Annotated in this window: 12 protein-coding genes; 7 read left to right on the plus strand and 5 right to left on the minus strand. The window is 63.1% G+C overall.

Annotated elements, in window-relative coordinates; all coding sequences use genetic code 11:
• A partial coding sequence (locus AC0L21_RS20105) for an adenylate/guanylate cyclase domain-containing protein (protein WP_473263562.1) occupies window positions 1–960 on the minus strand: 960 nt, incomplete at its 3' end.
• A 304-nt stretch (window positions 961–1,264) separates the two neighbouring features.
• Between AC0L21_RS20105 and AC0L21_RS20110 the strand changes: the two genes are divergently transcribed.
• The 6 genes from AC0L21_RS20110 to AC0L21_RS20135 all read left to right on the plus strand — a co-directional run bounded on the left by AC0L21_RS20110 (window position 1,265) and on the right by AC0L21_RS20135 (window position 4,043).
• Window positions 1,265–1,885 carry a hypothetical protein gene (locus AC0L21_RS20110; protein ID WP_473263563.1) on the plus strand — a complete coding sequence of 207 codons (621 nt, stop codon included), beginning with the start codon at window positions 1,265–1,267 and terminating at the stop codon, window positions 1,883–1,885.
• 31 nt (window positions 1,886–1,916) lie between these two features.
• Window positions 1,917–2,366 carry a DsrE family protein gene (locus AC0L21_RS20115; RefSeq protein ID WP_473263564.1) on the plus strand — a complete coding sequence of 150 codons (450 nt, stop codon included), beginning with the start codon at window positions 1,917–1,919 and terminating at the stop codon, window positions 2,364–2,366.
• A 216-nt stretch (window positions 2,367–2,582) separates the two neighbouring features.
• A complete protein-coding gene (locus AC0L21_RS20120; protein WP_473263565.1) occupies window positions 2,583–2,909 on the plus strand; it encodes an ArsR/SmtB family transcription factor in 327 nt (108 codons plus the stop codon).
• Complete coding sequence (locus tag AC0L21_RS20125; protein ID WP_473263566.1) at window positions 2,906–3,337, plus strand: SRPBCC family protein; 432 nt, start codon at window positions 2,906–2,908, stop codon at window positions 3,335–3,337. The genes AC0L21_RS20120 and AC0L21_RS20125 overlap by 4 nt, the downstream gene beginning before the upstream one ends.
• Before the next feature lie 44 nt (window positions 3,338–3,381).
• On the plus strand, window positions 3,382–3,600 hold the full coding sequence (locus AC0L21_RS20130; RefSeq protein WP_027570573.1) for a hypothetical protein: 219 nt from the start codon (window positions 3,382–3,384) through the stop codon (window positions 3,598–3,600).
• Between the two features lie 2 nt (window positions 3,601–3,602).
• Window positions 3,603–4,043 carry a DUF1801 domain-containing protein gene (locus tag AC0L21_RS20135; RefSeq protein ID WP_473263568.1) on the plus strand — a complete coding sequence of 147 codons (441 nt, stop codon included), beginning with the start codon at window positions 3,603–3,605 and terminating at the stop codon, window positions 4,041–4,043.
• 223 nt (window positions 4,044–4,266) lie between these two features.
• Here the strand turns inward: AC0L21_RS20135 and AC0L21_RS20140 are convergent, their stop codons facing one another.
• The 4 genes from AC0L21_RS20140 to AC0L21_RS20155 form a co-directional block, all read right to left on the minus strand.
• Window positions 4,267–5,802: a SpoVR family protein gene (locus tag AC0L21_RS20140; protein WP_007613791.1), complete on the minus strand. Its 1,536-nt coding sequence runs from the start codon at window positions 5,800–5,802 to the stop codon at window positions 4,267–4,269.
• Window positions 5,799–7,076 carry a YeaH/YhbH family protein gene (locus AC0L21_RS20145; RefSeq protein WP_473263718.1) on the minus strand — a complete coding sequence of 426 codons (1,278 nt, stop codon included), beginning with the start codon at window positions 7,074–7,076 and terminating at the stop codon, window positions 5,799–5,801. The genes AC0L21_RS20140 and AC0L21_RS20145 overlap by 4 nt, the downstream gene beginning before the upstream one ends.
• Before the next feature lie 19 nt (window positions 7,077–7,095).
• Window positions 7,096–9,039: a PrkA family serine protein kinase gene (locus tag AC0L21_RS20150; protein WP_473263569.1), complete on the minus strand. Its 1,944-nt coding sequence runs from the start codon at window positions 9,037–9,039 to the stop codon at window positions 7,096–7,098.
• Window positions 9,040–9,338: 299 nt separating this feature from the next.
• The gene (locus tag AC0L21_RS20155; protein WP_473263570.1) at window positions 9,339–9,989 is read right to left on the minus strand and encodes a hypothetical protein; all 651 of its coding nucleotides are present in this window, start codon (window positions 9,987–9,989) and stop codon (window positions 9,339–9,341) included.
• A gap of 307 nt (window positions 9,990–10,296) precedes the next feature.
• On the opposite strand from AC0L21_RS20155, the gene AC0L21_RS20160 reads away from it, so the two are divergent.
• The gene (locus tag AC0L21_RS20160; protein ID WP_473263571.1) at window positions 10,297–13,146 is read left to right on the plus strand and encodes a bifunctional transaldolase/phosoglucose isomerase; all 2,850 of its coding nucleotides are present in this window, start codon (window positions 10,297–10,299) and stop codon (window positions 13,144–13,146) included.
• Window positions 13,147–13,157 lie beyond the last annotated feature (11 nt).

A 13,157-nucleotide genomic window follows, 5' to 3' on the forward strand; every position in this document is an offset into this window, starting at 1 on the left:
ATGGACAGGACGCTCGGTCGGGTCGTCATTGCTTCCCATCGCAAAGCTGCCGCCGCGAATGGCGACCATCTCGGGTTCGCGGACGGGGGGTGCCGATTGACTTGTCGATTGACTTGGCGCGGGAGCGGGCGACGGAGATGACGAAGCCGAGGTGGGAGATGGCTGCGGCGTCTGAGGCGCCGCTTCGCGCGGCGGACGCTGCGGGCTCGGTGATGCGGCAGGAGAAGCGTTAGGAGAAACGGTAGTGACGGCAGCCTGCTCGCCCACCCTGCCCGGTGCCTGAGCCAGCAGATACCACAGCACGCCGGCGGCCATCACCGACAGCGTGATCCCCAGCAGAAAGATCAGGGCATTCTCGCGCCGCCCCCGCGTCCTGCCGACCGCGTCTGCATCCGGCAGCACTTTATAGACGCGCACGGGATCGGTGATGTTCTTGACTTTGCGGTCCCCGAGCGACTCGTAGCCGCACACGACCTTGTGCTTGATCTGCTCGTAGATCGCGCCGGAGATAAAGACCTGGCCTGGCTCGGCGATGCCCTCGATGCGCGTCGCGATGTTGACACCATCGCCGTAGACGTCATCAGGCTCCACGATGACGTCACCGAGATTGACGCCAATCCGGTACTCGATCCGGGTCTCCTTCGGAAGCGAGGCGTTGCGGCCGATGAGATTCTGCTGGATGACGATGCTGCATCGCACGGCCTCGACCGGACTGTCGAAAATCGCGATGAAGCCATCGCCCGTCGTCTTCACCAGACTTCCGTGGTGCTCGACGATGCTGGGCTGGATGAGATCCCGCTCGATCCGCTTGACGCGGACGTGCGTGCCCTCCTCGTCGGCCTGCATCAGGCGGCTGTAGGACGCGATGTCACCGACAATGATGGCCGCGAGACGACGAGGCATAGGGCCGTGTGAAGGCGGCTCGTCATTCCCGGATCTGAAGTTGCGAATTTCGCCCATTGCGGGGGACTCCACAAACTTACAAGGCAGGCCCCAGCCTACGACCGCCAGAGGCGATCGTCTGTGAAGGCTATCACATCGATGACGTCGGGTAATGTCGTAAGAACCGCAGGGCGTCAGGTTCCGAAAGGCGAAGGCGTCACGTCGAATGAACCTTCATGACCCCACCGATGACTAAAGCCCGGCGTGGAACTGATCACCTCGCTGCGCCCTGCGATGATCCTGTCAGATGTGCGGACGTTGAACGCATCGCACCCGGGCCGCGTCTACAGCGTACAGCTCAGCTGCTGCAGGCGAGGCCATCATGAAGCTTTTTCTCGTTGCTGCCGTCTTCCTTGCCGCGGTCGGGGGCACCGCTCATGCTGAGGAGGCCGACGATATCCGTGAGGCCAGCAAGGCCGAAGCCGAGACCTTCAACGCGCGCATGTATGCGGGTGCACCCAGCAACAAGGCCTATGCCTGCTTCGTGCGGCGCTACGATGCCGAGCATCTGGCGCGCCATCCGAAGCAGAAGGTCGCCTCGATGAAGCTGCTGATCTCGGCGGAATTGGACACGGAGGACAAGCAGTTCCACAATTCCTTCCGCCTGGGATTCAGATATCGTCACCGCTCCGGCGATTTCGACTCCAGCGGCTCCTGTCATCACGCCGTGTTCACCAAGGACGGCACCGAGATCCGCCTCGGTTGCGGCGTCGACTGCGAGGGCGGCGGCATCGGCGTCGCGCTCTCGAAGGACGACAAATCGGCGATCGTGCGGCTGGCGCGGGTCAGGGTCTGGCAGAACAACAAGCCGGATGAGGATGCCGAACTGTCGCTGGTTGCCGGGGCCGACGACGGAATTTTCCGCCTAGATCGAACGGACAATAAGGAATGCGCCTCGCTCGTGACCGACCGCAAGGAACTCGCCGCGCTCCGCCACAAATGATATGTGTCCGGCGCAATCGAGGGAGATCGTCATGAACCGCCGGAACATGTTGTGGAGCGCCATCTCGGGCTTGGGCGCGGCGCTTGGCGCCTCCAGCGCGAAGGCTGCGACCGAAGCCGGCGCGGGCAACAAGCTGAAGGTGGTCTATCATTTGAGCGATGCCGAGAAGGTCAACTTCGTCCTCGGCAACATCCAGAACCACATCGACGGCGTCGGCGGCCCCGAGCATGTGACGATCGCGCTGGTGATCCACGGGCCGGCGCTGAAGGCGTTTCACTGGGCGCAAGCCAACCCTGACATCAGCAAGCGCGTCGGCGACTTCTCCAAGGATGGCGTCGAGCTTGCCGCCTGCGGCAACACGATGAAGGCGCAGAACGTCACGCTCGCGGATCTCCTGCCGGGCTTCGTCAGCGCGGAGAAAGGCGGCGTGGTCCGTTTGGCCGAGCTCCAGTCGCAGGGCTATCTCTATCTGCGGCCGTAGGGGCGCGGGAGGTGCCGCTACATTGTCCGTCATTGCGAGCGCAGCGAAGCAATCCAGTCCCTCCACGGAAGCAGACTGGATTGCTTCGTCGCAAGGGCTCCTCGCAATGACGGCGGAGCGGGTTGCGCGAGCGAGTACCACATGCTTGCAAGGCGCTTGACTTACCCATAACCCTGCGGTTATGAATACATCCATAACTTACAGGTTATGGATTCCATGCCCGTCGCCGCCCACGACCTTTTGTTCAGGACGCTCGCCGACCCCACGCGTCGGGCGATCTTCGAGCGATTGTGCCGCGAGGGCGAACAGACGGTCCGGGCACTGACAGCACTGTCGGGCGTGTCCCAGCCGGCGGTCTCGAAACATCTCGGCGCGCTGAAGCAGGCTGGCCTCGTGCGCGACCGGCATCAAGGGCGGCAGACGCATTACAGCGCCCAGCCCGGCGCGCTCAATCCGTTGATCGACTGGACCAGCCAGATGGCCGGGTTCTGGCAGAACCGGCTCGACGCGCTCGACGATCTCCTGAAGAGGATGGACCAATGAACGAATCCGCGGCCGAAACCCGATCTGTCGTCGTCGAACGCGAATTTGCCTTTCCCCCCGAGCGGATCTGGCGCGCGCTGACGCAGCCGCATTTGATCGAGGAATGGCTGATGAAGAACGACTTCAAGCCGAACGTGGGCCACCGCTTCAACCTTCGCGGCGAGTGGGGCGGCGTGCTGGACTGCGAGGTCCTCACCATCGAGCCGCAGAAGACGCTCGCCTACACCTGGAATTTCTCGCATGAGGACGCGGCGTTCGATCTCAAGAGCGTCGTGACCTTCACACTGACCCCGACGGGCGCAGGCACGCATCTGCGCGTCGAGCAAGCCGGCTTCAGCCCGACGCAGAAGCAGGCTTTTGGCGGCGCGCATGCCGGCTGGAAGCAGTTTCTCGCCAAGCTGGACGAACTGCTGGCGCGGGCAGATTAGCTCGGCCGCCGGCCTTCATTCGATCATCTCAAGAGGAGGTTTCATTGACCGGAAATATGTGGATTCGGCAGATCCATCGCTGGTTGTCGATCGCTTTCACGCTCGCCGTCATCGCCAACATCGTCGCCCTGACGCTGCAAGTCCAGGCGACGTGGATCGGCTTGCTCGCGTTCGTCCCATTGATCCCATTGCTTGCGACCGGGCTCTATATGTTCGCGCTGCCCTATCTCGGCCGCCGCCGCGGCGCCCGACAAGAGGCGTGAACATGAAGAAGGCCGCGACCGCGAAAAACAGCAGCGCGACGAAAACGGATGGCGCTTCGCCCTCCAGGATGATCGACGGCAGGATCAAGGAGCTCGGCGACTGGCGCGGCGAGATGCTCGGGCGAATCCGCCGCCTGATCAAGGAGGCCGATCCTGAAATCGTCGAGGAATGGAAATGGCGCGGCGTTCCCGTGTGGGAGCACGACGGCATCATCTGTACCGGCGAGACATACAAGGCCGTGGTGAAGATGACCTTTGCCAAGGGCGCGGCGCTGGACGATCCCGCCGGCCTGTTCAACTCGAGCCTCGACGGCAACGTGCGCCGCGCGATCGATATTCGCGAAGGTGAGAAGATCAACGAGAAGGCATTGAAGGCGCTGATCCGCGCGGCCGTGGAGCTGAACGCGTCCAAGGCCAGGAAGAAGCGGGCTGGAAAGCGCTAGTGGAACACTCTCTCCGTTCCCTCCCCCCCTGTGGGGGAGGGTCAGGGAGGGGGGGTGCCACACGGGGGTTCTCTCCATCGCGCAAAGCGCTCGCCGCCATCGACGACTGGCACCTTTTGCTGGGCTACCCCTCTCCCTAGCCCTCCCCCACAAGGGGGGAGGGAACGCACCTTCGTCGGGGCACCAGTAGAGGCTCATCGAGCGCCAGGGGTAGTCAGCAGCGTCAGGCCACCGCGGAGATCGGGCGCGGGCTCACGACGTATTCGCGCAGCACCTTGTCGTTGGCGTCGACCTCGATCAGTGCGACGTCGTAGGTCCAGAGATCGGCGAGATGCTGGAGCACGCGCTTGGCGTCGGTCTCGTTGAGCTGCGCGCCCTTGATGACATGGTGATGCAGGATCAGCCGCCGGTCGCCGGAGAGATCGACGTCGACCACCTCGATATTCGCGTCGATGTAGCCGACATCGTGCTGCCGTGCCAGCTCGCGCCGGACGCGGCGGAAGCCGCGCTCGTCGTGAATGGCGTCGACCCGGATGCCGGCGCGTTCCTCGGGATCGTCATGCAAGTGGAACATGCGAAGGTGCCGCATCAGCTTCGGGCTCAGGAACTGGGCGATGAAGCTTTCATCACGGTAGTTGGCCCAGACGTCGCGCAGCACGCCCATCACGTCATTCTTGCCGGCGATGTCCGGGAACCACTCGCGGTCCTCGTCTTCCGGCCGCGTCACGATGCGCTCGATGTCCTGCATCATGGCGAAGCCGAGCGCATAGGGGTTGAAGCCGGAGAAGCGCTGGTCGTCGAATTCGGGCTGGAACACGACGTTGGTGTGCGACTGCAGGAATTCGAGGAAATTGCCGTCGCTGATGCGGCCCTGCTGATGCAGCTTGGTCATGATGCGATAGTGGACGTAGGTCGCCGTCCCCTCGTTCATCACCTTGGTCTGGCTCTGCGGATAGAAATATTGCGCGATGTGGCGCACGATGCGCAACAGCTCGCGCTGCCATGGCGCCAGCCGCGGCGCGCTCTTCTCGAGGAAATACAGCAGGTTCTCCTGCGGCAGGCCGAGCAGCTTGCGGCGGCGTTCGATGCTGAGCGCGGACCGGGTCTTGCTCTTTCCCGCCGGCACGGTGCGCCAGAGGTCGTTGAAGACCTCCTCCTCGTGCTGGCGGCGGCGCCCTGCCCGCTTCTCTTCGGCGCGGAGATCGAGCTTCTTCTTGCCGGGATAGCGGTCGATCCCATGCGACATCAGCGCATGCGCGGCATCGAGGGTGCGCTCGACCTCGACGCGGCCGTAGCGATCCTCGCATTGCATGACGTAGTTCTTGGCGAAATCCAGATAATCCAGGATGCCGTCGGCGTCGGTCCACTGCTTGAACAGATAGTTGTTCTTGAAGAAATGATTGTGACCGAAGGCGGCGTGCGCGATCACCAGGGTCTGCATCGTCGCCGTGTTCTCCTCCATCAGGTAGGAGATGCAGGGGGAGGAGTTGATCACGATCTCATAGGCAAGACCCATGAGGCCCTTGCGGTATGAGGCCTCGTGATACGCAAAGTGCTTTCCGAACGACCAATGCTTGTAGAACAGCGGCATGCCGACCGACGAATAGGCGTCCAGCATCTGCTCGGCGGTGATGACTTCGATCTGGTTCGGATAGACGTCGAGCCCGAGATCTTTCGTCGCTACCTCCTCGCAGGCATCCGTGATGCGCTGCAAGGTGTGAAAATCCCAATCGGCGCCTTCGAACAAGCGTTCCGTCATGGAGCGGCTTTCTCCTGGGCAGTGTCGCGGCGCTGGAACAGATCGTGGAACACCGGAAAAATCTCGCTGCGCTCGCTGACCTTGCGCATCGAGAGCGGCGCGCCGCTGTTGCGCAGGCGCTCGTAGAGGGTCCACAGCGAGGAGTCGGACAGATCGAAGGCGCTGCCGCCGGACTCGCCGACCTCGAGATAGGCGAAGAACTGGCAGACCGGCAGGATCTTGTCGGTCAGCAGCATGCCCGCGAGCTCGCCGTCGGAATAGGAATTGTCGCCGTCGGAGGCCTGCGCGGCGTAGATATTCCAGTCCGACGGGCTGAAGCGTTCGCGCACGATCTCGTGCATGGCCTGCAGCGCGCTGGAGACCAGCGTGCCGCCGGAAGCCGGGCCGTAGAAGAAGGTCTGCTCGTCCACCTCCTCGGCGCGATCGGTGTGGCGGATGAAGACGATGTCGACATGCTTGTAGCGGCGCTTCAGGAACACGTAGAGCAGCATGTAGAAGCGCTTGGCGAGATCCTTCATGTGCTCGGACATCGAGCCCGACACGTCCATCAGGCAGAACATCACGGCCTGGGCAACGGGCTTGGGCACCGTCTCGAAGCGGCGGTAGCGGATGTCGAGCGGATCGATGAAGGGAATGCGCTTGGACTTCGCCTTCAGTTTTTCGAGCTGGGCCATCAGCACCAGACGCTCGTCCTCGTCCGCGCAGGCGGCGATGGCGGCTTCGAGTTCTTCGATCTCCTCCTTGCTGGGACGCTTGAGCGCGATACGGCGCGCCATCGCGCGCCGAACCGTCCGGCTCACGGAGATGTTGGCGGGCGAGCCCGACGTGGTGTAGCCGGCGCGCTGGATGCCCTCGCTCTCGGTGTGCGCGATCTTGCGCTTGGCGAGATCGGGAAGTTCGAGATCATCGAGGAAGAGATCAACGAATTCGTCGCGGCTGAGCACGAAGCGGAAGGCGTCCTCGCTGTCGCCTTCGCCCGGACCGGAATCCTTGGCGCTGCCCTGGCCGGAGCGCTGGAGGTAGTCACCCTCGATGAACTTCTTGTTCCCGGGCAACACCATGTCGCGCGTTCCGCCGTCGCGGCGGAAACGCGGCTCGTGCATGCCGTCGAGCGGAATCGTGACCTCTCCACCCTCTAGGACGTCCTTGATGTCGCGTTCCTGCGAGGTCTTCTTGACGGCGCCCTGCACCAGGGATTTGGCCCGACGCAAGAACCGCTGCCGGTTCTCGAGACTCTTGCCGCCCGGATTCAGGCGCCTGTCAATAATGTGAATCGGCACTTTTCCATCCGCCTCAACCGGCCTGCTTCACGCGCATGTACCATTCGACGAGCCGGCGAACCTGACGCTCGGTGTAGCCGCGCTCCACCATGCGTGCGACGAACTCGCCGTGCTTCTTCTCCGTCTCGCCGTCCTTCTTCGACCCGAAGGAGATGACCGGAAGCAGGTCCTCGACCTGGGAGAATATCCGCTTTTCGATCACATCGCGAATCTTCTCGTAGGAGATCCAGGTCGGATTCTTGCCACCGTTCTGGGCGCGCGACCGTAACGAGAATTTGACCACCTCGTTGCGGAAATCCTTCGGGTTGGCGATGCCCGCCGGCTTCTCGATCTTGGTCAATTCCTGGTTCAAGAGTTCGCGATCCAGCAGCTGGCCGGTATCGGCATCCTTGAAATCCTGGTCCTCGATCCAGGCATCGGCGTAGTCCACGTAGCGGTCGAACAGGTTCTGGCCGTAATCCGAGTAGGATTCGAGATAAGCCTTCTGGATCTCGTTGCCGATGAACTCGGCATAACGCGGTGCAAGGTCGGCCTTGATGAATTCGAGGTAGCGCTTCTCGACTTCCTCGGGCAGCTGCTCGCGCTTGATCGATTGCTCCAGCGCGTACATGAGATGCACGGCGTCGGCGGCGACTTCCTGCGGATCGTGGTTGAAGGTCGCAGCCAGGATCTTGAAGGCAAAGCGGGTGGAGACACCGTCCATGCCCTCGTCGACGCCGGCGGCATCGCGATATTCCTGGACGCTGCGCGCCTTCGGATCGGTCTCCTTCAGGCTCTCGCCGTCGTAGACCCTCATCTTGGCGTAGGTCGTGGAATTTTCGTGCTTGCGCAGGCGCGACATCACCGAGAACCGCGCCAGAGTTTCCAGCGTCGCGGGCGCGCAAGGCGCGGCCGCGAGCTCGGAGCCCTGGATCAGCTTCTCGTAGATCTTCTGCTCTTCCGTGATCCGCAGGCAATAAGGCACCTTGATCACGCAGATGCGGTCGATGAAGGCCTCGTTGTTCTTGTTGGCCTTGAAGCTCGACCACTCGGCTTCGTTGGAGTGCGCGAGGATGACGCCGGTGAACGGGATCGCGCCGATGTTCTCGGTGCCGATGTAGTTGCCTTCCTGCGTCGCGGTGAGCAGCGGGTGCAGCATCTTGATCGGCGCCTTGAACATCTCGACGAACTCGAGCACGCCCTGGTTGGCGCGGTTGAGGCCGCCGGAATAGCTGTAGGCGTCGGGATCGTTCTGCGCGTAGGTTTCGAGCTTGCGGATGTCGACCTTGCCGACAAGCGAGGAGATGTCCTGGTTGTTCTCGTCACCCGGCTCGGTCTTGGCGATCGCGATCTGGCGCAGCCGTGACGGCTGGATTTTTGCGACCCGAAACTGGGAAATGTCGCCGCCGAAGGCTTCCAGCCGCTTGTAGCACCATGGGCTCATCAGGCCGGTGAGACGGCGGCGCGGAATGCCGTATTTCTCTTCCAGCATCGGGCCGAGCTGATCCGGATCGAACAGGCTGAGCGGGCTTTCGAACACGGGCGAGAGCTCGTCGCCGGCCTTGAGCACGTAGATCGGATGCACTTCCATCAGCGACTTGAGCCGCTCGGCGAGGGAGGATTTGCCACCGCCGACCGGACCGAGCAGATACAGGATCTGCTTGCGCTCTTCGAGGCCCTGCGCCGCGTGACGGAAGAAACCAACGATGCGCTCGATGGTTTCTTCCATGCCGTAGAAGCCGGCGAAGGCCGGATAGGTGCGGATCGTGCGGTTCAAAAAAATACGGCCAAGGCGTGGGTCCTTGGCCGTGTCAATCGTCTGGGGCTCACCGATCGCTGCTAGCAGTCGTTCGGCCGCGTTCGCGTATTTCATGGGATCGCTTCGACACGATTCCAGATATTCCGCCATCGACATGTCGTGTTGGCTTCTCGCCTCGAACGACTTAGCGAAAGCGTTGAATAGAGAATCGTTGTACATGATCCCTCTCCGCGTGAGTTCCGCTACACAATTGAACGAAAGCAGCGACCGGACCGTTCCTTAGCGCCACTCTCGAATCAGCGTGAGCACATGACGATCATTCGACACCCGGGCGCCTTCTCGGCGCAACGCACAACGTAGGCACAGGGTGAGTTACGAACAGGCACCTGCCTGATATTTGAGCGAATCTTTGTCTATATTGGCTCATTTCCAGAAAATGTCACTCGCTCGCAACATCCGGGCATTACCGGGGATGCGTTCATCCGGCGCCGCATCATAGCCGTCTGCGAACGGCGATCTTATGACGCTTGTACGGCGAAGCCTTGGGTGCCGCGTTCATCTTCCTGCTGCAATGCGGTGCGCGGACCGCCGGCGGCGTGACAGTCGCGGCAAGCGCGCAGCAGTGTATCAAAATCGGTCGCCGGGCCCTCCGACCGGATGACGATGCGATCGTCCGTCACACCGCGGGCCAAGCCGCGGATGCTGCAAAGCTGCCGCTGCAAGGCCGGCGTCGGCGTCAGCACGATCACCTTGCGCCCGCGGCGTTGTTCAGCCGAAATCTCTGCGATCGAGTCCCACAGCAGAAATTCATTGCCGATGCGGAGGTCGCGAATGCCGTAGGGGGTGACGATCACCACCGATCCCCGCTCGGCGGGGAGCATCCAGATCAGCCGACCGGTCATGACGGCGAATGCCACCACGCCGGCACAGCCGAGCGTCGTGTCGTAATCGCCAAAAGCGTTCCACCAGCCCAGGGCGAGCGTTGCGCTGAGCAGCGTCATTGCGAAGCCCGCTACGACCAGCAATCGCAGTTGGGTCGTACATGGACCGATTTCGAGATCGTGGGACGCATCGACGCATCCGGCCGACGTGACCGGCTGGGGCATGTCTGTGACAGCGAGCGCCAGACGGTCATGATGTGCTTGCATGCTTTCCCCCAGCATGGCCATTCGCGACCGAGCCACGATGCATCAGGCGGACCGGAATCCGCTGATGAGTACTCCGCGCAGCCGCTAGCGGCGAGGCGAGGCAGCTGGCGTTACACAACAAGGCTTGGCCGATTCCTCACGGCCAACGACCTTTTACGCAACTCGGCTCCCTCTACGCGGATCGCCACGATCGCGACGGAGTTACACTGGAGGATATGACGCCCATACCCTTGATTGGTTCCCTCAAGGAAGCATGTAAGCTAGAGGATAGCGCGTCAGGACCGGCGCGGAAACCCCTCGCCCGCAGGCTTGGAGATAAATTAGCATCATGAATCCCGTCAAAGAACTGGAAAAGCACGGACAAGCCGTCTGGCTGGACTTCCTGGCCCGTGGCTTCATCGCCAAGGGCGACCTCAAGCGGCTGATCGATACCGACGGCGTCAAGGGTGTCACCTCCAACCCCTCGATCTTCGAGAAAGCGATCGGCAGCTCGGACGAGTACGACGCGCCGATCGGCAAGGCGTTGAAGCGCGGCGACCGGTCGGTCGCCGACCTGTTCGAGGCCGTCGCGGTCGAGGACATCCAGAACGCCGCCGACGTGCTGCGCCCAGTCTACGACCGCCTCAAGGGGGGCGACGGCTATGTCAGCCTGGAAGTCTCGCCCTATCTGGCGATGGACACGGGTGAAACGGTCACAGAGGCGCGGCGGCTCTGGAAGGACGTCAACCGCAAGAACCTGATGGTGAAGGTGCCGGCAACGCCTGAGGGCCTGCCGGCGATCGAGACCCTGATCGGCGACGGCATCAGCATCAACATCACGCTGCTGTTCTCCAGGGACGTCTATCTGCAGGTTGCCGAGGCCTATCTCGCCGGTCTGGAGACATACGTCGCAGGTGGCGGCGACCCCTCGCACGTGGCGAGCGTGGCGAGCTTTTTCGTCAGCCGCATCGACTCGGTGGTCGACAAACAGCTCGACGAGAAGATCGCCCGCGCCAACGACCCGAGCGAGAAGGAACGGCTCGCCGCGCTGAAGGGCAAGGTCGCGATCGCCAATGCGAAGGTCGCCTATCAAGATTACAAGCGCCTGTTCTCGGGTCCCCGCTGGGACAAGCTCGCAGCCAAGGGCGCCAAACCGCAGCGCATGCTGTGGGCCTCGACCGGCACCAAGAACAAGGATTACAGCGACGTCCTCTATGTCGAGGAATTGATCGGCCCCGACACCATCAACACAGTGCCGCCGGCGACGCTGGATGCGTTCCGCGACCACGGCAAGCCGCGCGACAGCCTGGAAGAGAATGTCGACGACGCCAGGCGCGTGCTGGAGGAGCTGGAGCGCTCCGGCGTGTCGCTCGATGCCATCACAGAGGAACTCGTCAAGGACGGCGTCAAGCAGTTTGCCGACGCCGCCGACAAGCTCTATGGCGCGGTCGCACACAAGCGGGCCACGGTGCTCGGGCCCGCGATCGACCGCCAGCTGCTCTCGCTCGGCGACGGGCTCGGCAAGGCCGTGGCTGAGAGCACCGAGGAATGGCGCGCGTCAGCCAAGATCCGTAGGCTGTGGCAGCGCGACAAATCGGTCTGGACCGGCACCGACGAGGACAAATGGCTCGGCTGGCTCGACAGCGCCGCCAAGGCCGACGTCGCCGATTACGAGGATTATGCCAGCCGCGTGAAAGGCCAGAAATTCTCCGACGCCGTCGTGCTCGGCATGGGCGGCTCGAGCCTCGGGCCGGAGGTGCTGGCCGAGACCTTCGGCAAGAAGCCCGGGTTCCCGAAGCTGCACGTGCTGGATTCCACCGATCCGGCGCAGGTGCGGGCAATGGAGGCCAGGATCGACATCGCAAACACCGTGTTCATCGTTTCCAGCAAATCCGGCGGCACCACCGAACCGAATGCGATGAAGGATTATTTCCACGAACGCGTTGCGCAGGCGGTCGGGCCGAAGGTCAAGACCGGCCATCGCTTCATCGCGGTCACCGATCCCGGATCGTCGCTGGAGAAGGCGGCGAAGACGCTGAGCTATGCGCGCATCTTCCACGGCGAGCCCTCCATCGGCGGACGCTATTCGGTGCTCTCGCCGTTCGGCCTGGTGCCGGCGGCAACCGCGGGCATCGACATCAAGACCTTCATCAAGCACGCGCTTGCGATGGCCCGCTCCTGCGGACCGGACGTGCCACCAAGTGAGAACCCCGGCGTGCAGCTTGGCCTTGCCATGGGCCATGCAGCGCTCGAAGGCCGCGACAAGGTGACGATCCTGTCGTCGAGGAAGATCGCCGATTTCGGCGCCTGGGCCGAGCAGCTCATCGCGGAATCGACCGGCAAGGACGGCAAGGGCCTGATCCCGATCGACGGCGAGCCGCTGGGCGAGCCCGCGGTCTACGGCAATGACCGGCTCTTCATCGACATCCGTATCGAGGGCGAAGCGGACGCCGCCCATGACTCGCAGCTTGCGGCGATCGAGGCGGCCGGCCATCCCGTCGTGCGCATCGTGATGAAGTCGATCGACCATCTCGGCCAGGAGTTCTTCCGCTTCGAGATGGCAACGGCGGTGGCGGGCAGCATCCTCGGCATCAACCCGTTCGACCAGCCGGACGTGGAAGCCGCCAAGATCAAGACCCGGGAGCTCACCGCCTCGTTCGAAAAGACCGGCGCGCTGCCCGCGGAGCAGCCGGTCGTCAGCACGGATGAGGCCGATCTCTACACCGACGAGGCCAACGCTACGGCCCTGCGCGCGGCCGGCGCCAACGGCGACCTCACCTCATGGCTGAAGGCGCATCTGTCGCGCTCCAACCATGGCGATTATGTCGCCCTGCTCGGCTACATCGCCCGCGACAAGGCGACGATCGACGCACTCCAGGCCATGCGGCTCGAAGTGCGCGAGAAGCGACATGTCGCAACCTGCGCCGAGTTCGGCCCGCGTTTCCTGCACTCCACAGGGCAAGCCTACAAGGGCGGCCCCGACAGCGGCGTGTTCCTCCAGATCACCGCCGACGATGCGAGGGACCTGCCGGTGCCGGGCCAGAAGGCGAGCTTTGGCGTCATCAAGGCCGCGCAGGCGCGCGGCGATTTCGACGTGCTCACCGAGCGCGGCCGGCGCGCGCTGCGGGTCCACCTGAAGGGCGGGCTCAAGAAGGGTCTCGCGGCGCTCAATGCGGCGCTCAACGACGCACTGAACTAAGGGAATTTCTC

It is taken from the genome of Bradyrhizobium sp. WSM4873, assembly GCF_055811355.1.

Excerpts from the sequence above, each read along its gene's own strand:
- AC0L21_RS20110 (WP_473263563.1), top strand. The coding sequence starts at position 1,265 with ATGAAGCTTTTTCTCGTTGCTGCCGTCTTCCTTGCCGCGGTCGGGGGC.
- AC0L21_RS20115 (WP_473263564.1), top strand. The coding sequence starts at position 1,917 with ATGAACCGCCGGAACATGTTGTGGAGCGCCATCTCGGGCTTGGGCGCG.
- AC0L21_RS20120 (WP_473263565.1), top strand. The coding sequence starts at position 2,583 with ATGCCCGTCGCCGCCCACGACCTTTTGTTCAGGACGCTCGCCGACCCC.
- AC0L21_RS20125 (WP_473263566.1), top strand. The coding sequence starts at position 2,906 with ATGAACGAATCCGCGGCCGAAACCCGATCTGTCGTCGTCGAACGCGAA.
- AC0L21_RS20135 (WP_473263568.1), top strand. The coding sequence starts at position 3,603 with ATGAAGAAGGCCGCGACCGCGAAAAACAGCAGCGCGACGAAAACGGAT.
- AC0L21_RS20140 (WP_007613791.1), bottom strand. The coding sequence starts at position 5,802 with ATGACGGAACGCTTGTTCGAAGGCGCCGATTGGGATTTTCACACCTTG.
- AC0L21_RS20150 (WP_473263569.1), bottom strand. The coding sequence starts at position 9,039 with ATGTACAACGATTCTCTATTCAACGCTTTCGCTAAGTCGTTCGAGGCG.
- AC0L21_RS20155 (WP_473263570.1), bottom strand. The coding sequence starts at position 9,989 with ATGGCCATGCTGGGGGAAAGCATGCAAGCACATCATGACCGTCTGGCG.
- AC0L21_RS20160 (WP_473263571.1), top strand. The coding sequence starts at position 10,297 with ATGAATCCCGTCAAAGAACTGGAAAAGCACGGACAAGCCGTCTGGCTG.